This is a genomic window from Mesobacterium pallidum, assembly GCF_019966535.1.
Taxonomy (GTDB): Bacteria; Pseudomonadota; Alphaproteobacteria; order Rhodobacterales; family Rhodobacteraceae; genus Mesobacterium; species Mesobacterium pallidum.
The window spans coordinates 111,940-131,926 of sequence record NZ_JAIMID010000009.1 but is presented as its reverse complement, the minus strand read 5'-3'; the positions used below and the strand labels follow the sequence as shown (position 1 = coordinate 131,926).

Annotated in this window: 18 protein-coding genes and 1 tRNA gene; 9 read left to right on the top strand and 10 right to left on the bottom strand. The window is 66.0% G+C overall.

What is annotated here, in order from left to right; all coding sequences use genetic code 11:
* Window positions 1-2 precede the first annotated feature (2 nt).
* The 7 genes from MF270_RS14565 to fabI form a co-directional block, all read right to left on the bottom strand.
* Window positions 3-1,850 carry a SurA N-terminal domain-containing protein gene (locus tag MF270_RS14565; RefSeq protein WP_238366628.1) on the bottom strand — a complete coding sequence of 616 codons (1,848 nt, stop codon included), beginning with the start codon at window positions 1,848-1,850 and terminating at the stop codon, window positions 3-5.
* 51 nt (window positions 1,851-1,901) lie between these two features.
* Window positions 1,902-3,089 (bottom strand): aminotransferase, encoded by a 1,188-nt coding sequence (locus tag MF270_RS14560; protein WP_238366627.1) that lies wholly within the window; start codon window positions 3,087-3,089, stop codon window positions 1,902-1,904.
* 66 nt (window positions 3,090-3,155) lie between these two features.
* Window positions 3,156-3,767, bottom strand: a complete 612-nt coding sequence (locus MF270_RS14555) for a TetR/AcrR family transcriptional regulator (protein ID WP_238366626.1) — start codon at window positions 3,765-3,767, stop codon at window positions 3,156-3,158.
* Window positions 3,768-3,847: 80 nt separating this feature from the next.
* On the bottom strand, window positions 3,848-4,324 hold the full coding sequence (locus MF270_RS14550; RefSeq protein ID WP_238366625.1) for a DUF2127 domain-containing protein: 477 nt from the start codon (window positions 4,322-4,324) through the stop codon (window positions 3,848-3,850).
* Window positions 4,325-4,331: 7 nt separating this feature from the next.
* Complete coding sequence (gpt, locus tag MF270_RS14545; RefSeq protein ID WP_238366624.1) at window positions 4,332-4,850, bottom strand: xanthine phosphoribosyltransferase; 519 nt, start codon at window positions 4,848-4,850, stop codon at window positions 4,332-4,334.
* A gap of 66 nt (window positions 4,851-4,916) precedes the next feature.
* A complete protein-coding gene (locus MF270_RS14540; RefSeq protein WP_238366623.1) occupies window positions 4,917-5,519 on the bottom strand; it encodes a LysE family translocator in 603 nt (200 codons plus the stop codon).
* Between the two features lie 110 nt (window positions 5,520-5,629).
* Window positions 5,630-6,436, bottom strand: coding sequence for an enoyl-ACP reductase FabI (gene fabI, locus MF270_RS14535; protein ID WP_238366622.1), 807 nt, complete (start codon window positions 6,434-6,436; stop codon window positions 5,630-5,632).
* Between the two features lie 75 nt (window positions 6,437-6,511).
* Between fabI and pdxH the strand changes: the two genes are divergently transcribed.
* The 6 genes from pdxH to MF270_RS14505 all read left to right on the top strand — a co-directional run bounded on the left by pdxH (window position 6,512) and on the right by MF270_RS14505 (window position 13,493).
* Entirely contained in the window at window positions 6,512-7,117 is a 606-nt protein-coding gene (gene pdxH / locus MF270_RS14530; RefSeq protein WP_238366621.1) for a pyridoxamine 5'-phosphate oxidase, read from the top strand.
* Between the two features lie 151 nt (window positions 7,118-7,268).
* Window positions 7,269-7,805: a cold-shock protein gene (locus MF270_RS14525; RefSeq protein ID WP_238366620.1), complete on the top strand. Its 537-nt coding sequence runs from the start codon at window positions 7,269-7,271 to the stop codon at window positions 7,803-7,805.
* Window positions 7,766-8,257: a DUF192 domain-containing protein gene (locus tag MF270_RS14520; RefSeq protein WP_336246022.1), complete on the top strand. Its 492-nt coding sequence runs from the start codon at window positions 7,766-7,768 to the stop codon at window positions 8,255-8,257. Before MF270_RS14525 ends, MF270_RS14520 begins: the two co-directional genes overlap by 40 nt.
* A 76-nt stretch (window positions 8,258-8,333) precedes the next feature.
* Window positions 8,334-8,410, top strand: a tRNA-Pro gene (locus MF270_RS14515).
* A gap of 764 nt (window positions 8,411-9,174) precedes the next feature.
* The gene (locus MF270_RS14510; RefSeq protein WP_238366619.1) at window positions 9,175-12,843 is read left to right on the top strand and encodes a vitamin B12-dependent ribonucleotide reductase; all 3,669 of its coding nucleotides are present in this window, start codon (window positions 9,175-9,177) and stop codon (window positions 12,841-12,843) included.
* Between the two features lie 395 nt (window positions 12,844-13,238).
* Entirely contained in the window at window positions 13,239-13,493 is a 255-nt protein-coding gene (locus MF270_RS14505) for an EF-hand domain-containing protein (protein WP_238366618.1), read from the top strand.
* A 372-nt stretch (window positions 13,494-13,865) separates the two neighbouring features.
* Here the strand turns inward: MF270_RS14505 and lexA are convergent, their stop codons facing one another.
* Complete coding sequence (gene lexA / locus MF270_RS14500) at window positions 13,866-14,558, bottom strand: transcriptional repressor LexA (protein ID WP_238366617.1); 693 nt, start codon at window positions 14,556-14,558, stop codon at window positions 13,866-13,868.
* Window positions 14,559-14,778: 220 nt separating this feature from the next.
* Here lexA and MF270_RS14495 point away from each other — a divergent pair, with 220 nt between their 5' ends.
* On the top strand, window positions 14,779-15,198 hold the full coding sequence (locus MF270_RS14495) for a hypothetical protein (RefSeq protein ID WP_238366616.1): 420 nt from the start codon (window positions 14,779-14,781) through the stop codon (window positions 15,196-15,198).
* A 7-nt stretch (window positions 15,199-15,205) separates the two neighbouring features.
* Here the strand turns inward: MF270_RS14495 and MF270_RS14490 are convergent, their stop codons facing one another.
* Entirely contained in the window at window positions 15,206-16,216 is a 1,011-nt protein-coding gene (locus MF270_RS14490) for a GlxA family transcriptional regulator (protein ID WP_238366615.1), read from the bottom strand.
* Window positions 16,217-16,411: 195 nt separating this feature from the next.
* Here MF270_RS14490 and MF270_RS14485 point away from each other — a divergent pair, with 195 nt between their 5' ends.
* Window positions 16,412-17,782: a class II 3-deoxy-7-phosphoheptulonate synthase gene (locus tag MF270_RS14485; RefSeq protein ID WP_238366614.1), complete on the top strand. Its 1,371-nt coding sequence runs from the start codon at window positions 16,412-16,414 to the stop codon at window positions 17,780-17,782.
* 278 nt (window positions 17,783-18,060) lie between these two features.
* Here the strand turns inward: MF270_RS14485 and MF270_RS14480 are convergent, their stop codons facing one another.
* Complete coding sequence (locus MF270_RS14480; protein WP_238366613.1) at window positions 18,061-18,756, bottom strand: PAS domain-containing protein; 696 nt, start codon at window positions 18,754-18,756, stop codon at window positions 18,061-18,063.
* Between the two features lie 237 nt (window positions 18,757-18,993).
* On the opposite strand from MF270_RS14480, the gene MF270_RS14475 reads away from it, so the two are divergent.
* The gene (locus tag MF270_RS14475; protein ID WP_238366612.1) at window positions 18,994-19,884 is read left to right on the top strand and encodes a YicC/YloC family endoribonuclease; all 891 of its coding nucleotides are present in this window, start codon (window positions 18,994-18,996) and stop codon (window positions 19,882-19,884) included.
* Window positions 19,885-19,987: the final 103 nt, after the last annotated feature.

The following is a 19,987-nucleotide window of genomic DNA, read 5'->3' as shown; positions in this document are numbered from 1 at the left end:
GCTTACTGCAAGGAAGAGTTGACGGCGTTCAGCGCGGCCTGGTCCAGCGAGATGCCGGCGCGGCGCTGGATGTCGGCGGAATAGGCCTGGTAGAGGTCCTGGGCGACGCCCTGCGCGGCGCGTTCGACCAGCTGGGCGCGGGCCTCGGTGAGGTCGGTGTTGCCCGGATCGGGCGGCAACTCGGCCTCGAGCTGGACGACGATGGCGCTGTCCCCATCGGCGATGACGTCGACCGCGCCCACCTCCATCGCAAAGACCTGCTCCATGAAGCCCGCCCGGGTCCCGGCCACGAAATCGCTGCGGATCAGGCCCGACTCGGCGGTCGGCTCAAGCTCCAGCGCCTCGAAGGTCCGGCCTTCGCCAAGCGCGGCGGCGATCTCCTCGGCGCGGGCGACGACGGCCTCGGCCAGCGCATCCTCGGTCCAGGCGGCGATCACGTCGGCGCGGACCTCGTCCAGCGGGCGCGGGGCCGGGTCCACCACCTCGTCGAGGCGCAGGGCAAAGAGCCCGCCGTCCGACAGCTCGGCCACGTCGGGGAAATCCTCCATGGTGACGGTCGCGGCGACCTCCTGGAATTCGACATAGCCGGCGATGTCGCCCTGGGCGCCGTCGAACCAGTCAATTTGGCCCAACTGCATGTCGGTCTCGGTCACGAGATCCTCGAGCGTGGCGCCGCCGGCCAGCAGGTCGGCGATGTCCTCGCCCCGGGTCTCGATCAGGCGGCGGGCGCGGTCGCGGGCGATCTCGTCGCGCAGCTCGTCCCGCACGTCCTCGAGCGCGATCTCCTGCGCCGGAAGAACACCGTTCACCCGGAAAAACGCGGGGCCAAGGTCCGACTGGAACGGCCCGACCACGTCGCCCACCTGGGCTTCAAAGACCGCCTCGCCGGCAGCGCCAAGCTCGGCCCGGGACATGTCGCCCATGTCCACGTCGGCGAGCGCCAGGCCGCGGTCCTCGACCAGCGTCTCGAAGGTGGTGCCCCCGACCTCAAGCTGGGCGGCGGCGTCATTGGCGCGCGCCTCGTCGCCGAAGGTCAGACGCTCGACCAGCCGGCGTTCGGGCTGGTTGTACTGTTCGGCGCGGGCATCATAGGCGTCCTGGATCGCGTCCTCGGGCACTTCGACGGTATCCAGCATCATCTCGGGCGTCAGCCAGGCATAGGTGATGCGGCGGATCTCGGGCGCGGTGAAGTCGGCGATGTTGTCGTCGTAATAGGCCTGGATTTGCGTCTCGCTGGGTGCGGGGATCTCGGCCTCGATCTCTTCGCCGGTCACGCGGACCCAGGAAAAGCTGCGCCGCGCGCCGATGTAATCTATCAGCGCATCGCCATAGGCGTCCGGCATCGGCGTGCCCGACAGCACGGCGGCCTGAAGGATGGTCCGGGCGGCTTCCTCGCGCAGCTGGGCTTCGAACTCCGCCTCGGACATGCCGGAGTTCTGGATGGCAAAGCGGTAGGCTTCGCGGTCGAAGGTGCCGTCAATTCCCTGGAAGGCCTGGATCCCGACCAGCTGGCGGCGCAGGTTCTCGTCGCCGATGGACAGGCCCAACTGGCTCGCTTCCCAATCCAGCGCCCGCGTGGTCACCAGTTGGCCCAGCACCTGACGGTCAAGCCCGAAAGCCCGCGCCTGCGCCAGGCTGATCGGCTGCCCGGTCTGGGCCTGCAGCGCGCGCAGCTCCTGCTGCAGCGCGCGCACATAGGCGTCGGTGCTGATCGGCTTGTCGCCGACCTGGCCGACCTGCCGCACCGAGCCCGAGAAATTCACCGCGCCGAAGCCCGCGAGCCCCACGAAGAGGAGGCCCATGAGAACCCACACGATGGTCTTGGAAACCGAGTTGCCCTTGCGTGCCATGCCCGTCCTGCCTTGTTGGTCCCGCACCCTCCCGCGCGGGGTCGGCCTTCTCTAATCGGCTCTGCGGTCAAAGCCAAGGGCCGCAAGGCGGGTGCACAATTCCTTGAGCGTCCCGGCCTCGACATTGGCAAAGGCCAGGCGCAGGTGGCGGTCTGCCTCTGCATCGCCCTCGGGCATGAAGAAGGTGGCGGGCAGGGCGAGGATCGCCGCCGTCTCAAGCATCGCCTTGCAAAGCGCATCCGAGGGCAGGGCGAAGGGATGTTCGACATAGGCGAAATAGGCGCCGAGACCCTTGAGCTTCCAGCCCAGCGGCTCCAACGCCGTGAAGGCCTCGGCCAGCGCGGCGCGGCGGGCGAGGATCTCGTCCCGCTCACCGGCGAGCCATTGGTCAAGGTTTTCCATCCCCCAGACGGCGGCGTGCTGGCCCAGCTGCGGGGCGCAGATCGCGACCGTGTCCATGAATTTCTCGACCTCGGGCAGCAGGTCCTGATGCGCCACAAGACAGCCGGTGCGGTGGCCAGTCAGCCGGTACGCCTTTGAAAACGAATAGAGCTGGATCACCGTGTCGGCCCAGTCCGGATCGGTGAAGAGGTCATGCGCCGCGCCGCTACGCGCGTCGAAATCGCGGTAAGTCTCGTCGATAATGAGCTTCAGCCCGCGCGCGCGGGCGAGGTCGCGGAAGGCGGCGACCAGCTTTGGGGGATATTCCACGCCGCCGGGATTGTTCGGCGTCACCAGCACGATGGCGCGGGTACGGGGCGTGATCAGAGCCGCCGCCGCCTCGGGGTCCGGCAGCAGGCTGTCGCCGGTGGGCAGGGGCAGGGTGGTGATGCCCGCCATGTCGAGCCACATCTTGTGATTGAAGTACCAGGGCGTCGGCAGGATCACCTCGTCGCCCTGGTCCGTGATCGCGGCAATGGCGGCGCAAAAGGCCTGGTTGCAGCCGGCCGTCACGGCGACCTGGTCCGCCCCGATCTGCCCGCCGTAATCGCGCGAGAACCGCGCGGCGATGGCCTGGCGCAGCGCGGGCAGGCCAAGGTCGGGGCCGTAAAGATGCACGGCGGGCACATCCATCACCAGCTGCGCCATGTGTGCGCGCAGCGGCTCGGGCGGCGGCGCGGCAGGGGCGGCCTGGCTGACGTTGATGAGCGGCAGGCCCTCGGGGCGCGGGGTCTCGGCCAGCCAGCGAAACGCCTCGACCACGGGGGCGGTGAAGGTCTGTTCGGTGCGGCTGGTCATGAGGGGCTCCGTGGCTATTGCGCGTACCCTGCCGCGCGGCGCGGGGAATGACCAGAGGGCGCGGGCCTAGCGCTTGCGCTTTGCCGGTTTGGGCGCCGGCGGATGCGCCCTGAGCAGCATGTCGACGATGCCGCCGACCAGTGCATCGTCCAGCGGCGCATGGCCGACAAGCAGCCGGTAGAACAGCGGCCCGTAGATCATGTCGAGCAGCACATCGGTGTCGGCAGGGGCCGAGATCAGCCCCTCCTGCACGGCGGCCAGGATCAGCCCGCGCCCCTCGTCCCGCGCGGCCATGACGACCCGCTTGCGAAAGGCGCGGCCCAGCGCGCTCTCGGGGTCGGCCCCCGCCAGCACCTGCGCCATCTGACGGCCAAGCGGGCTGGAGAAGGCCTCACACAACCCGGTCAGCTGCCGCCGCAACACGTCGAGAATATCCGAGGACCACAGCGCATCCGGCCCCGGCACCTGTGCGATCAGCGCGGCCATGGCCAGCTCCTGCGCATTGGCCCAGGTGCGATAGATCGTGGGCTTGCCGATCCCGGCGCGGGCGGCCACGCCCTCGACCGTCAGGCGGGCGACGCCCTCGGTCTCGATGATCTCGCGCGCGACGGCCAGCGCCCTGTCGCGGGCAGCCTTTGAGCGCGGACGGCCGCGGGGTTTTCGGGGCAGGTGACTCATTGCGGGCCGATGCGTAACGGAAATCGCGGCCATGTCCATGCAGGAAATGTGCAGGGCAGGACGACCCCGCGCCGGATTGGTCATGCTGGATCGCGGGAGCGCTTGGTGCGATGCTCCATCAGCACCAGCGCGATGACCACCACGTCGATGGCAGTCATCACGACCAGCGCCGGATCATGGGTCTGAACGTAAGTCACCGCCTGGTAGGCGACGAAGCCGATGAGCACCACCAGCGAGCCGGTGAAGGCCCCCGGCAGCCGCAGCAGCAGCGCCAGCACGACACCGAAGTTCAGCGCCCCATGGCCCAGCAGGTAGATGATGTAGAAATGCTCGGCCTGCAGGCTGAGCGCGGCGGCCCAGTCGCGCAGATGGGTCGCCACCATGTCGCCCGGATCCTGCGCCAGTTCGTTCGCGGTCAGCCAGTCGATGAGGCGCGGCAATCCGCTGGCGGGCGCCAGCCAGAGCCCCAGCGCGCCGATGAGCTGCGTGAGCCCAAGCGCCCCCTTGCCCAGCAGGCTGAGGGTGAAGAACAGCTCGAGCAGGCGGTCGCGCCTCATGCCCGGCTCAGTCCTTGCCGCGATAGGGCTCCACGTATTGCAGGGCCATGTCCCAGGGGAAGAAGATCCAGGTGTCCTGGCTCACCTCGGTGATGAAGGTATGCACCATCGGGCGCCCCTGCGGCTTGGCGTACACAGTCGCGACATGGGCCTTGGGGTAGAGCGAGCGCACAAGTTCCAGCGTCTTGCCGGTGTCGACCAAGTCATCGACGATCAGGATGCCGGTCCCGTCGCCCATCATCTCGGCATCGGGGGACTTCAGCACCTCGGCCTCGCGCCGCTCATCGGCCTTGCCACCGCCCGAGTGGTAGGATTTCACGCTGATCGTGTCCACGGTGCGGATGTCGAGCTCCCGCGCGACGATCATCGCCGGGGCCATGCCGCCGCGGGTGATCGCGACCACGGCCTTCCAGCCGCCGTCTTCGGGGCCTTGCCCGTCCAGCCGCCAGGCCAGCGCCCGTGCGTCGCGGTGCAGCTGGTCCCAGCTGACGTGAAAACCCTTTTCATGCGGCAGGCGGTTGTCCATGGCGCTCTCCTGATCCTCGGTTGGGCAGGGCTATAAGCCGGACAGGCCCTTTTGGGCAAGCGCGCCTTAACGTCCCCAAAGCAGCCGCAGGCCCAGTGCGCCCAGCACCAGCGCCGCGACGCGGTCGAGGCCGACCTTGGCCCTGAGATAGCCCGCCCGCGCGGCCGGGGCGGCCAGCAGGGCAGCGAACCCGCAGTAGACTGCGACCTCGACCAGGAAATGATTGAACACGATCAGGGACTTGTCGGCAAGACTTAGACCGGCCGGAAAGATAACAACCAGCACCGAGGCCGCAAAAAGCACGGACTTGGGGTTCGACAGGTTCACCAGCATCCCGTCGCGAAACGCGGTCCGGGAACTGTCGCGCCCCGCGCCCACCGGCTGGCGCGCGTCGCGCCACATCATCCAGGCAATGCGGATGAGGTAGAGCGCCCCTGCCACCTTCATCACCACGAAAGCGGCAGGGAAGAGGCGGAAAACGATGTCGAGCCCCAGCAGCGCCGCGCCTGTCCATCCGGCCGCAACCAGCCCCAGCCCGGCGCCGGTGGCAAAGCCGCGCCGGAACCCGCCCGCGATCGCCTGGCGGACCAGGAACAGCAGCGCCGGCCCGGGCGAGGCCATGGCTGCGAGCAGCGTGAGGTTGAAGGCAAGGATATGGGTCCAGTCCATGGCGCGCTCCGATCTGTTCCGATCATTCAGCGCAGGGGCAGGGCCTTCGTCAAACGAAACACGCCCCGGCGGGTCGGCCGGGGCGTGAACGGCGTTCAATCGTTGGGCGCTCAGCCCTTCGAGATGTCGGGCGCGTCCACCGCCTTCATGCCCACCACGTGGTAGCCGGCATCGACATGGTGCGTCTCGCCGGTCACGCCGGCGCCAAGATCGCTCAGCAGATACAGCGCCGAATTGCCCACGTCCTCGATGGTCACGTTGCGGCGCAGGGGCGAGTTGTATTCGTTCCACTTCATGATGTAGCGGAAATCACCGATGCCCGACGCGGCCAGCGTCTTGATCGGCCCCGCGGAAATCGAATTCACGCGGATGCGGTCCTTGCCCAGATCCTCGGCCAGGTAGCGCACCGATGCCTCGAGCGCGGCCTTGGCGACGCCCATCACGTTGTAATGCGGCATCACCCGCTCGGCCCCGTAATAGGTGAGCGTCAGCAGCGAACCGCCGTTCGGCATCATCTTTTCCGCCCGCTTCACCACGGCGGTGAAGGAGAACACGGAAATATCCATGGTCATCGCGAAATTGTCGCGGCTGGTGTCGACATAGCGGCCCCGCAGCTCGGTCTTGTCCGAGAAGCCGATGGCGTGGACGACGAAATCCAGCGAGTCCCAGCGCTCCTTCAGCCCGTCGAACAGCGCGTCGATCGAGGCGCCGTCGCTCACGTCGCAGGGCAGGACGATGTCCGAGCCCAGCTGCGCAGCCAGCGGATCGACGCGTTTCTTCAGCGCCTCCCCCTGGTAGGAAAAGGCCAACTCGGCCCCCGCGTCGGCCAGGGCGCGCGCTATGCCCCAGGCAATCGACTTGTCATTCGCCAGGCCCATGATCAGCCCGCGTTTTCCTGCCATCAGCCCGTTCGACATGCCGGAACCTCACCCTATTTGACGTGATCGATGCTTTAGGCGATTGCTTGACGCGCATCAAGGCAGGAGCACCACATGTCCGACAGAAGCGGTATCTTTGCAGGCGAGGACCCCTTTGCCATCGCGCGCGCCTGGCTGGCCGAGGCGGAGGGGACGGAAGTCAACGACCCGAACGCCATCGCCCTTTCGACGGTGGATGCGGACGGATTGCCGAACGTCCGCATGGTCCTGCTGAAAGAGATCGAGGCAGCTGCTTTCGTCTTTTACACCAACTACACCAGTGTGAAGGCGCAGGAGCTGGACGGCGCCGGCAAGGCGGCGTTCGTGATGCACCACAAGTCGCTGCGCCGGCAGATCCGGGTGCGCGGGACCATCACCCGCGAGGACAGCGCGCAGGCCGATGCCTATTATGCCTCGCGCTCGCTCAAGTCGCGGCTGGGGGCCTGGGCCTCGCATCAGTCGCAGCCGCTCAGCTCGCGCGGCGCGCTGATGGCCGAGGTCGGAAAGGTCACCCTGGCCCATGGTCCGAACCCGAAACGTCCCCCGTTTTGGGGCGGTTACCGGCTGACACCGGTCGAGATCGAGTTCTGGGCGGACGGCGCGCATCGGCTGCATGATCGCTTCCGCTGGCGCCGTAATTCCCCAGAGGAAACCTGGCAGATCGCCCGGCTCAGCCCGTGAACTCACGCAGCGTGAAGCGGTGAAACCAACTGCATTTCACGCAACGTGAACTGCATATGGTTGTTATTTCGAATTTTATTCAACTTGCATCCCGACGTGCCATGGCGCAGTAACGTTCTGGGGAAAAAACTTAACCGGACGGGGTAAAACCTTGCCTGAGGGGAATGATGGCGCGCGCGAAGTCGCGGGCCAGGTAAAATGGTTCGACCCAACGCGAGGGTTTGGCTTTGTCGTGGCCGATGAAGGAGGTGCGGACATCCTCCTTCACGCCAATGTGTTGCGCAATTTCGGACAAAGCTCGGTCGCCGATGGTGCCCGCATTCGCGTGATGATACAGTCGACCGCGCGCGGCGTGCAGGCGCTGGAAGTGCTTGAGATCGAACCGCCGGAAGGTGCCGGAAATGCCGTGCTCGCGGATTTCCAGGACATGGATCCGGAGGTGCTCGCCGCCGCCACACTTGAGCCGGCGAGGGTGAAATGGTTCGACAAGGTCAAGGGCTTCGGCTTTGCCAACATCTTCGGGCGACCGGAGGACGTGTTCATTCACATCGAGGTGCTGCGGCAGTCGGGTCTTGCCGACCTGCAGCCGGGCGAGGCACTGGGTCTGCGGGTCGTGGACGGCAAGCGTGGCCGGATGGCCACCGAGGTCTGCGCCTGGGAAGCGGCGCTGCGGTCGTCGGACGACTGATCCTTCTGTTCCTTCTGACGCTGGGCAGCGCCGCCGCGGCGGCCTGCCGCGAGGACACGCTGCGCCTGCGGGGCGATTTCGGCGAGGCCCTGTTCCGGGTCGAGATCGCCGATGACGCCGCCGAACGCGCGCAGGGCCTCATGCATCGCGAAAGCTTGCCACGCGGGGCGGGGATGCTGTTTCTCTACCCGTTTCCGCGCCAGGCCAGTTTCTGGATGCGCAACACGCTGATCCCGCTCGACATGATCTTCATCGACCGGACCGGCACCGTGACCCGCGTGCACTCCAACGCGATCCCGCTGGACGAGACCGCCATCGATGGCGGGCCGAACGTGCTGGCTGTGCTCGAGATCAACGGCGGCATGGCGGCACCCATGGGCCTTGCGCCCGGCGTGCAGATCCAGCACCCGCTGATGCCCCAGGGACCCGCGGTCTGGCCCTGCGAGCCCTGAGGCGGGGTAGGGCGCAAATCGTTGCACGCGGCCCCTTTCCTTTTCGCCGCGCGACCGCTAAACCCCGCGCACGGTCCGGGGCGTAGCGCAGTCTGGTAGCGCACCTGTTTTGGGTACAGGGGGTCGTGAGTTCGAATCTCGCCGCCCCGACCATTCTTCCTGCTTCTTTTCGTAGACGCCGATCGACCGGCCGGATTCCGGCAGGGGCCCCCGCGCGCCCCGGCATGCACCCCGCGCCGGTCATGCGCGCGAAACCGTGGCCAGGTCGGCCGACCTTCGTGGCCGCTCAAAATTTCCCCGAGATGTCCAGATCTGGGCCGTGCGATTCGCCGAGGCACGGGTTCGCACGTCAAAGCTTTGGGCTGCGCCGCACCCTACATGTGGTAAGAATTCGCTGCGACCCCCATGATGTGGGGCCTTTGCCCGCATTTTCGGCAGCAGACGCCGCGGCGAATGCGCAACAGCTGTCGCGAGATCGAAAGAAAATCGACCTGTGGAAGAATCATCGGGAAACTTTCTCGAAACCTTTTCGCGCTCGCGGCAAGCGTACTTTTTTCAAGGTGTTTCGCCTGCTTCCTCGGGCATAGGGTTCATTAACCTTTTGTGGATCAGCTCTGCGCCCCCCCTGTGGGCAAGTCGGGCAGGAGGCCCGTCAATACGGCACAAGGCAAAAAATCCAGAAAAATTGGATTGACCAGACCCCCAGATTTTGGCCAGTTTGGCGATGTTCACGCAAAGACCCCACAAGATGTAGTGGGCATGTGAACGGGGACAGCTACGACGTTAACCATCTTTGGACCCACCGGGCTTGCGGCCGGTGACCTGGGAGGTTTTGCGTCTCGCGCCCCTTGAAGACGAGGCATGACGACCCTGGCAACGACCGGGGCGTCGATCACAAAAAGACGGGACCGGGGCTCATGAAAATCGAAAGAAAATTCACCAAGGCAGGGCAGGATGCCTATGCGGAAATCACCTTCGTCACCACGACGTCCGAGATCCGCAACCCCGACGGCCGGGCCGTCTTCAAGCTGGACGAACTCGAGGTGCCCTCGAGCTGGAGCCAGGTCGCCAGCGACGTGATCGCCCAGAAATACTTCCGCAAGGCCGGCGTGCCCGCCGCGCTCAAGCGCGTGCCCGAAGAGGGCGTGCCCGAGTTCCTGTGGCGCTCGGTCCCTGCCTCCGCCGACACGCCCAAGGTGGGCGAGACCTCGTCCAAGCAGGTGTTCGACCGTCTCGCCGGCGCCTGGGCCTACTGGGGCTGGAAGGGTGGCTATTTCTCGACCGAGGAAGACGCCCGCGCCTATTACGACGAGATGCGCTACATGCTGGCCACCCAGCGCGCCGCGCCGAATTCGCCCCAATGGTTCAACACCGGCCTGCATTGGGCCTATGGCATCGACGGCCCGAGCCAGGGCCACTATTACGTCGACTACCAGACCAAGGCGTTGACGCGCTCCTCCTCGGCCTACGAGCACCCGCAGCCGCACGCCTGCTTTATCCAGTCGGTCGCCGATGACCTGGTGGGCGAGGGTGGCATCATGGACCTCTGGGTCCGCGAAGCGCGCCTGTTCAAATACGGCTCGGGCACCGGCACCAACTTTTCCTCGCTGCGCGCCGAGGGCGAAAGCCTCTCGGGCGGCGGCAAGTCGAGCGGTTTGATGGGCTTCCTCAAGATCGGCGACCGCGCGGCGGGCGCGATCAAGTCGGGCGGCACCACGCGCCGTGCGGCCAAGATGGTCATCTGCGATGCCGACCACCCGGACATCGAGGAGTTCATCAACTGGAAAGTGAAGGAAGAGCAGAAGGTTGCCAGCCTCGTGGCCGGCTCCAAGATGCACGAGCAGCGGCTGAACGACATCTTTGCCGCCATCCGCGGTTGGGATGGCAGCAGTGAAGATGCCGTTGATCCAGGCAAGAACGAGCAGCTGAAGACCGCGATCCGTGGCGCGAAGAAACACGCGATCCCCGAGACCTATATCAAGCGCGTGCTGGATTACGCCAAGCAGGGCTATGCCAGCATCGAATTCCCGACCTACGACACGGATTGGGACAGCGAAGCCTATGCGTCGGTCTCGGGCCAGAACAGCAACAACTCCATTCGCGTCACGGACGCCTTCCTGCAGGCGGTCAAGGACAACGCCGACTGGGAACTGATCAAGCGCACCGACGGCACCACCGCCAAGACCATCAAGGCGCGCGACCTCTGGGAACAGATCGGCCATGCCGCCTGGGCCTGCGCCGACCCGGGCATCCAGTACCACGACACGGTCAACGCCTGGCACACCTGCCCCGAAGACGGGGCGATCCGCGGCTCGAACCCGTGCTCGGAATACATGTTCCTCGACGACACCGCTTGCAACCTGGCCTCGATGAACCTGCTGACCTTCCTCGAGGACGGCGTGTTCCAGGCCGAGGATTACATGCATGCCACGCGGCTCTGGACGCTGACGCTGGAAATCTCGGTGATGATGGCGCAGTTCCCGTCCAAGGAAATCGCGCAGCTGAGCTATGACTTCCGCACGCTCGGCCTCGGCTATGCCAACATCGGCGGCCTGTTGATGAACATGGGCTTCGGCTATGACAGCGACGAGGGCCGCGCGCTCTGCGGTGCTCTGACCGCGATCATGACCGGCGTCGCCTATGCCACCTCGGCCGAGATCGCCGAAGAGCTGGGCGCCTTCGACGGCTACGCCCGCAACCGCGAGCACATGCTGCGCGTCATCCGCAACCACCGCAACGCCGCCTATGGCGCCACCACCGGCTACAAGGGCCTGGCGGTCAAGCCGGTCGCGCTGGACCATGCCAATTGCCCCGATCCCAAGCTGATCGAGCTGGCCATGGCCTCCTGGGACGAGGCGCTGCAACTGGGCGAGCGTCACGGCTACCGCAACGCGCAGGTCTCGGTTATCGCACCGACGGGCACCATCGGCCTGGTCATGGATTGCGACACGACGGGGATCGAGCCCGACTTTGCTCTGGTGAAGTTCAAGAAGCTGGCCGGCGGCGGCTACTTCAAGATCATCAACCGCTCGGTCCCGGCCGCGCTGGCGAACCTTGGCTACGGCTCGGCCCAGATCGAAGAGATCATCAGCTACGCGGTCGGCCATGGCACCATCGGCAATGCACCGGTGATCAACCACACCTCGCTGATCGGCCACGGTTTCGGCCCGCGCGAGCTGGAAAAGGTCGAAGGCGCGCTGGCGTCGGCCTTTGACATCCGCTTCGTGTTCAACCAGTGGACCCTGGGCGAGGAGTTCTGCCAGAAGACCCTCGGGATCCCGGCGGCCAAGCTGAACGATCCGACCTTCGACCTGCTGCGTCACCTCGGCTACACCCGCGCCGAGATCGAAGCCGCCAACGACCATGTCTGCGGCACCATGACCCTCGAGGGCGCGCCCTTCCTGCGCGAAGAGCACCTGAAGGTCTTCGACTGCGCCAACCCCTGCGGCAAGAAGGGCAAGCGGTACCTCAGCGTCAACAGCCACATCGACATGATGGCGGCGGCGCAGTCCTTCATCTCGGGCGCGATCTCGAAGACGATCAACATGCCCAACGACGCCACGATCGAGGATTGCCAGGCGGCCTACGAACGCTCCTGGGCGATGGGGGTCAAGGCCAACGCGCTTTACCGTGACGGCTCGAAACTTTCGCAGCCCCTCGCAGCCGCGCTGGTCGAGGACGATGACGAGGCCGCAGAGATCCTCGAGAGCGGCACCCCGCAGCAAAAGGCTCAGGTGCTGGCCGAGAAGATCGTCGAGAAGGTGGTCATCAAGGAGATCATCCGCAACGAGCGCACCAAGATGCCCGAGCGCCGCAAGGGCTACACCCAGAAGGCGGTCGTCGGCGGGCACAAGGTCTATCTGCGCACGGGCGAATACGAGGATGGCTCGCTTGGCGAGATCTTCATCGACATGCACAAGGAAGGCGCCGGTTTCCGCGCGATGATGAACAACTTCGCCATCGCCGTGTCCGTGGGCCTGCAATACGGTGTGCCGCTGGAAGAGTTCGTCGATGCCTTCACCTTCACCAAGTTCGAACCGGCGGGCCTGGTGCAGGGGAACGACTCGATCAAGAACGCGACCTCGATCCTCGACTACATCTTCCGCGAACTGGCGGTCTCCTATCTCGACCGCACCGACCTCGCGCATGTCAAACCGCAGGGCGCGTCCTTCGACGACCTCGGCCGCGGCGAAGAGGAAGGCGTGGCCAACGTCAAGGAGCTGAGCGAAAGCGCGGCCTCGCGCTCGCTGGAGGTGCTCAAGCAGATCAGCTCGACCGGTTACCTGCGCAAGCGCCTCCCGCATGAACTGGTCGTGCTGAACGGCGGCCAGACCATCGGGGCCACGGCGCTGGCGGGCGATGCCGCCACCGCACTGGCGACCCTGGTGCCCGAGACCTCGGGCAGCGTCTCGGCCGCCGGCTCGACCGCGATCAGCTCGGGCGCGGTGTCGATGGATGCGCGCGTCAAGGCGCGGATGCAGGGCTACGAGGGCGAGGCCTGCGGCGATTGCGGCAACTACACGCTGGTCCGCAACGGCACCTGCATGAAGTGCAACACCTGCGGCGGGACCTCCGGCTGCAGCTAACGGTCACCGGAGCGCGTGCGCGCGCTCCTGGCGGCGTCCAGGTCGCAGGCAAAAACGATATACTCGAGCGGTGAATCAATCGAGCCTGGACGGCGAAACTTCAAAGGGGGCCACCGGCCCCCTTTTTTTGCGCAGGTTGTCCGTCGGGGTCAGCGGCGTGAATTCGCCCAACACGCGAACCCGCACGCGAGACCCTGCCTGAACCGCGTTCATCTCGCCTCGGCGATGTTTTGCCCGGCCATTGCGCGCCGATGAAAACGCCCCCGACAGGCGGCACATGGCGCGAAACCGGGGCGCGCGGGGCAGGGGCCTTCACGACGCGCCGGCTTGCCCTCATCTCTTGCGCATCCGGGGCCGGACCGCCCCGGGCCCATGTCAGCAAGAAGGATGACACCATGCTCAAGACACCGCTCACGGCCCTCGCCACCCTCGCCCTCGCCACCCCGCTCCTCGCGCTCGAAGGCCCGGCGGCAGAGGCGGATGTCAACGGGGACGGACTGCTCAGCTGGGAAGAGGTCACGGCCGCCTGGCCCGAGATCAGCTCCGACATGTTCGGCACGCTGGACGCCGATGCAGATGGCCAGCTGAACGAAGACGAGGTCACCGCCGCGATGGAAGCCGGCACGATCCCGATGACCAGCGACGGCTGACGCGCCTCGCGGGTCGGCGCGGCCCATTCCCCACCGCGCCGACCCGATCATGCGCTTCACCGCAGTCCACCGAACGGAAAATCGACCCGGCTCGCACAGGCACGCTTCATCCCTTCATTGTTTTCCAAATACCTCGGGGAGCGCGAGGGGCTGGCCCCTCGCTCCGACCTTCGCGCCAAAAACCGGCCTGGCTCGAACGCGCCCCAACTCCTCGTCCACGGGTGCTTTGGACGAAGGACCATCGGCTGGCGAGCGCAGAGTTTCTTCTAGAAAACGACGTCATGCGAGAACGCACACGGGGCCGGGGCGTCAGCCCCGGCCCCGCCGGTCGGATCGTGAAACGATCCGAAATCCTTTCCGAAACGCGCCGTTTCAGTATGTCCGGATCAACCCGACCAGCCGGCCTTGCACGCTGACCTCGCCCTCGGGCAGCACGCGGGTCTCGTAGGCCGGGTTGGCCGGTTCCAGCGCGATCATGCCCGACTGGCGACGGAACCGTTTCAGCGTCGCCTCGTAGCCCTGCACCTGCGCCACGACGATGTCGCCATTGTCCGCATGGCTCGTCTCGAGGATCACCACCACGTCGCCATCATTGATCCCGGCGCCGGTCATCGAATCGCCCTTCACCTCGAGCGCGTAGTGCTTGCCCGAGGACGACAGCATCGAGTTCGGCACGGTCACCCGCACGTCATGTTCGAACGCCTCGATCGGCTCACCGGCGGCGATGCGGCCCAGCTGTTCCAGTTCCGTCGCCTCGATCCCCTCGACCGACACGGCCCCCGCGGGGCGGGCAGAGGGCCGACCGCCGTCGATCACCTGGGGCGTGAACCCGGCCGGATCGCCCCCGAGCGCCTCGGGCAGCTTCACGATCTCGATGGCGCGGGCGCGGTGCGCCAAGCGGCGGATGAAGCCGCGTTCTTCCAGCGCGGTGATCAGCCGGTGGATGCCGGACTTGGACCGCAGGTCAAGCGCCTCCTTCATCTCGTCGAAGGACGGGGGCACCCCGTCGCGGATCATCCGCTTGTTGATGAAATCCAGCAAATCCAGTTGTTTCTTGGTCAGCATCGCTCAAACCTCGCGCCAGCGGAGCGTCCAGGCCCCTTGGTTTCAACCGCGGCATCTTGATTGGCCATCCATGTGCGCCGCTCGGGCGGGTACAGTGCCCCGTCTGGTTTTGTTCTACCGATGTTCTTGTTTTGTGTCAACGCTTTCGCGTCACTTCGAAAGGTGACGCCCCAAGGTGCGCTCGCTATGCTGGATCCGAACCATCCAGACCGGAGGCCCCATGCGCCCACTCTTCCCGCTTCTCGCCCTTTGCCTGCCCGTCGCCGCCTTGGCGCAGGAGGCCGAGCGCGATTCGCTTTTCGCCGATTACCAGGACTTCCGCGCCTACATCGACTCGCATATGATGCAGCGCGATTTCATCCCGATGATTCAACGCCTTGGCGGCCGGGATGAATACACGATGGAGCAGCTGTCCCAGGTCAACACCCAGCTTCTGACCGCCTTCCCGGCGGATTTCACGGATGTCGCAACCGTGCGCAGCATCGAGATGGCGGGCGGTTTCCGCGAGGAAGCCTATGCCTATTGGAACGGGCTCAGCTACGCCTGGTTCTACGCCCTGCTGCACGAACGCGCCGATGACCTCGTGGTGATCCAGTTCAACGTGAACTCGAACGCCTCGATCGTGCTCGACAAGTTCTGAACGCGCCTCAGACCGAGAGCTTGGTGGCGTGGCTGCCGCGCTCGCGGTAGGGGGTCGTCTCGTAATGCGCCCGGTAGCATTTCGAGAAATGCGAGGGCGAGGCGAACCCGCAGGCCAGCGCCACGTTGATCACGCTCATGTCGGTCTGCATAAGCAGGTTTCGGGCCTTCTGCAGCCGCAGCTCCATGTAATATCGCTTGGGGCTGCGGTTGAGATACCGGCGGAACAGCCGCTCCAGCTGCCGGGTCGACATGCCGACCTCCTGCGCCAGGGTCGAGGGGCTGATCGGCTCCTCGATATGTGCCTCCATCTTCTGGATCACCTGCGCCAGCTTGGGATGGCGCACGCCGATGCGCGTGGGCACCGACAGGCGCTGCGTGTCCTGGTCGGTGCGGATCGTGGAATAGATCAGCTGGTCCGCCACGGCATTGGCCAGTTCCTCGCCGTGATCGTCGGCGATCATCTTGAGCATCAGGTCGATCGAGGCCGTCCCGCCCGCCGTGGTCATCCGCGTGCCGTCCACGACAAAAACCGACTTGGTCAGCGTCACCTCGTCGAATTCCTCGGCAAAGCTGTCCTGGTTCTCCCAATGGATCGTGGCGCGCTTGCCGTCCAGCAGCCCGGCCTTGGCCAGGGTAAAGGCCGCGGTGCACAGCCCGCCCGTCCTCAGCCCGCGTCGCGCTTCGCGCCGCAGCCAGTTGAGCAGCTTCTTGGTGGTCGCCGATTGCACGTCGATCCCGCCGCAGACCAGCACCACGTCGTCGCGGCTCAGCTCTTCCAGATCGCCGTCGAGCGCAAAGCTGGTGCCAGCCGAACAGCTGACCATCTCTCCGCCTTCGCCCAGCAGACGCCATTCATACAGCTTGTGCCCGGCCATGCGGTTGGCGATCCGCAAGCAATCCAGCGCCGAGGCGAAGGACAGCAGGGAAAAGTCGTTCAGCAGGACAAAGATGTAGCGTCGCGCCTTGGCGCCGGTCTCGGCGGCTTCGACGGGGACGATCTGGCGCTGTTCCTGCATGCGGGCTCTCGAAAAACGCGTGGCTGGCGCCGAAAAGGACAGCTCATGTCGTTTTTCGGTGGCGATACCTTGGTCAGAGCGTAAAGACCGCGTCAAGGGGCGCAGGACATTTTGCCTGTGGCCCTTGAGCCTTGGCTTCTGTATAAGCCGGGCTCCGAGTGCTGATTGCGCAAACATGCGCAGGGAGAGAGAGCGATGAGCGACTGGAAAAAGACCGACTGGAGAGCGAAGCCCCGGATCCAGATGCCCGACTATACCGACGCGGCCGCGTTGGCATCGGTCGAGGCCCAGCTTGCCAAGTATCCCCCGCTGGTCTTTGCCGGCGAAGCCCGGACCCTGCGCGAGGCGCTCGCGGGCGTGTCCCGGGGCGAAGGATTCCTGCTTCAGGGCGGCGATTGCGCCGAGAGCTTTGCCGAGTTCAGCGCCGACGGCATTCGCGACACCTTCAAGGTGCTCTTGCAGATGGCCATGGTGCTGACCTTTGGCGCCAAGGTGCCGGTGGTCAAGGTCGGCCGCATGGCAGGCCAGTTCGCCAAGCCGCGCTCGGCCCCGACCGAGGTCGTGAACGGCGTCGAACTTCCCAGCTACCGCGGCGACATCATCAACGGTTTCGACTTCACGGCGGATAGCCGCGTGCCCGATCCGAACCGGATGCTGCAGGCCTACACCCAGGCCGCCGCCTCACTGAACCTGCTGCGCGCCTTCTCCAAGGGCGGCTATGCCGACGTGCACCTGGTGCATGCCTGGACCCTCGGCTTCACCGAGCGGGACGAGGCTGAAAAGTACCGCGACATGGCCAACCGCATCCAGGACGCGCTGGATTTCATGCGCGCGGCCGGCATGACCGGGGATCACAACCCCGATCTGCAGACGGTGGATTTCTACACCAGCCACGAGGCGCTGCTGCTGGAATACGAAGAGGCGCTGACCCGCGTCGATTCCACCTCCGGCAAGTGGATCGCGGGCTCGGGCCACATGATCTGGATCGGTGACCGCACCCGCCAGCCCGATGGCGCCCACGTGGAATTCTGCCGCGGCGTGATGAACCCGATCGGGCTCAAATGCGGCCCGACCACCACGGCCGAGGACCTCAAGGTGCTGATGGCCAAGCTGAACCCCAGGAACGAGGCCGGCCGCCTGACCCTGATCGCGCGCTTCGGCGCCGGCAAGGTGGGCGATCACCTGCCGCGGCTCATCAAGGCGGTCGAGGAAGAGGGCGCCAAGGTGGTCTGGTCCTGCGACCCGATGCACGGCAACACGATCAAGTCGGCCACGGGTTACAAGACGCGCCCCTTCGACAACGTGCTGCGCGAGGTGCAGGAATTCTTCGCCATCCACAACGCCGAGGGCACGATCCCCGGCGGCGTGCATTTCGAGATGACCGGCAAGGACGTGACCGAATGCACCGGCGGCGTGCGCGCCGTGACGGACGAGGACCTGAGCGACCGCTACCACACGGCCTGTGATCCGCGCCTCAACGCCAGCCAGGCGCTGGAACTGGCGTTCCTCGTCGCCGAGGAACTGACCAGCCGCCGCGTGGCGCAGCAGCAGGCCGCCGTCTCCTGACGCCGACCCGGCCCTGACAAAGCAAAACGGCGCATCCCCCACAGGATGCGCCGTTTTTCTTTGGGCAGCTATCGGTCCGAACGCGGCCCGTGCACAGATCCACTCTGTGTCTGTTGCAGCCCGACCGCAGCGAGGGACCGGATCTGATCCTCACCGCCCGTGGGCCGGATCCCCTTCATTGTGCCGATAAACTCCGGGGGTGAGGCCGCAGGCCGAGGGGGCTGGCCCCCTCCGACCTCAACGCTCCGCGCGCCCGCTCGGGGCAGGCGCAAGCGCGATCACTCGTCGTCGTTCTTGACGACACGCAGCCAGGGGGCGGCGGGATTCGGCACGGCCGACTTGAAGACCGGGCGCGGCTCGCGGAAGCCGGTCAAGGGTTTGCGGATCGGCGCCTCCTCGTCCCCGTCTTTCGCGGGGATGGTCGGCGTGCTGCGCAGCCTGTTGACACGGGTGTCGCTGATCACGAAGCGGCGTGGCGTGCGGCCGGTGCGGCCCGAGGATTCGAGGCAGCCCAACACGCGGCTGACATCGCCCAGGTCGTTGCGCATCGGCAGCAGCACGAGGCGGGCCACCAGCTCGGGGCGGCGGAACCCCGTGTCGCCGGTCAGCGACATCGACACGGCCGCAGGGCCGTCGAACACCTGCTCGAGCGCTTCGGACAGCTGCTTGCGGGCGGTCGGGTCGAACATCGCTGACAGCGGCATCCCGCGCACTTCCATGCCCATGAGATCGGTCAGATGCGTGCCGGCGATGCGCAGACGCACGTGGCCGGGGGCCACTTTCTCGCCGATGAAGGCGTAGGGCAGCGTGTTCTCGATCGCCCGGGGATCGACCTCGGAGCGGTAGGGCACCAGCTGACCACGGCGCAGCGTTTCCCAATAGGCCCGCACTTCGGCGGGGGCCTGCATGTCATTGTCCTGCTTGAAACTGTTCATCGAGATCACGTTTCCGATTTCGTTCTGGTCCAGCCGCATCGCTCTCACCCTGTCTGCGTATCTTGACGCCCCCGCGCCCAGCTAGCGTTTCCAGCTTTCGCCCAAGAAACTTCACAATTATTGCTCGAGTGTTAATGTGACATAGTTTCGCCCAATTTGGGCCAAAATCTGCGAAAAAGGTTAACTATTGTGGCGTTACGGGGTCCGCGATGTCTGCTTTGTTTTGCTGTGACAATGCGTTAAGGGGTGCCGAAACAGGCACGTGAGGGCAGCGAAATGATCCATTCCATGACCGGTTTCGCCAGTGGACGAGGGCAGGAAGATGGCATCAATTGGGCCCTCGATCTGCGCGGGGTTAACGCCAAGGGGCTCGACCTGCGCCTGCGGGTGCCCGACTGGATCGACGGGCTCGAGCCCCGGATCCGCAAGCTTCTCGGCACGAAATTGCAGCGCGGATCGGTACAGCTGAGCCTGCGCGTGGCCCGGGACGAGGGTGAACAGGCGCTGCGCCTCTCCGAATCCGTCACCGGCTCGGTCCTCACGGCGCTCGAGCGAATCGAATCGATGGCGGCCGAGCTGGGCCTCGCCCTGACGCCGGCCAGCGCGGCCGATATCCTTGGCCAGCGCGGCGTGCTGGAAAGCGTCGGGGTCGAGGATCATGGCCCCGAGCTGGCCGACACGCTGGTGGCAGGTGTCGAAGCGGCGCTGGACGAGTTCATCGCCATGCGCGCCACCGAGGGCGCGATGCTGGCCGAGGTGCTGAATGACCAGCTGGCCCAGGTGGCCAGCCTGACCGACCAGGCCGCGACCGAGGCCGAGGCACGGCTGGGTGACATGGCGGCTGCGCTCAAGCGCAACCTCGCCCGCGTGCTCGACAACAGCGACGGCGCCGACCCGGACCGGGTGGCGCAGGAGCTGGCGATGATCGCGGTCAAGGCCGACGTCACCGAGGAGATCGACCGGTTGCGCGGCCATGTCACCGCCGCCCGGGACCTGCTGGCGCAGGGCGGCGCGGTGGGGCGAAAGCTCGATTTCCTAATGCAGGAGTTCAACCGCGAGGCCAACACGATCTGCTCCAAGGCGCAGGGCAGGGGGTTGACGAATGTCGGGCTGGAGTTGAAAGCCGTGATCGACCAGATGCGCGAGCAGGTGCAGAACGTCGAGTGACGTGCCTGCGGCGGCCGGAGGGAGGGGGCGCTGCCCCCCGTCACCCTTGGTGACGTCCCCCGGAGTTTATCTGGCAAGATGAAAGGGATCAGGTGGCCCGGGC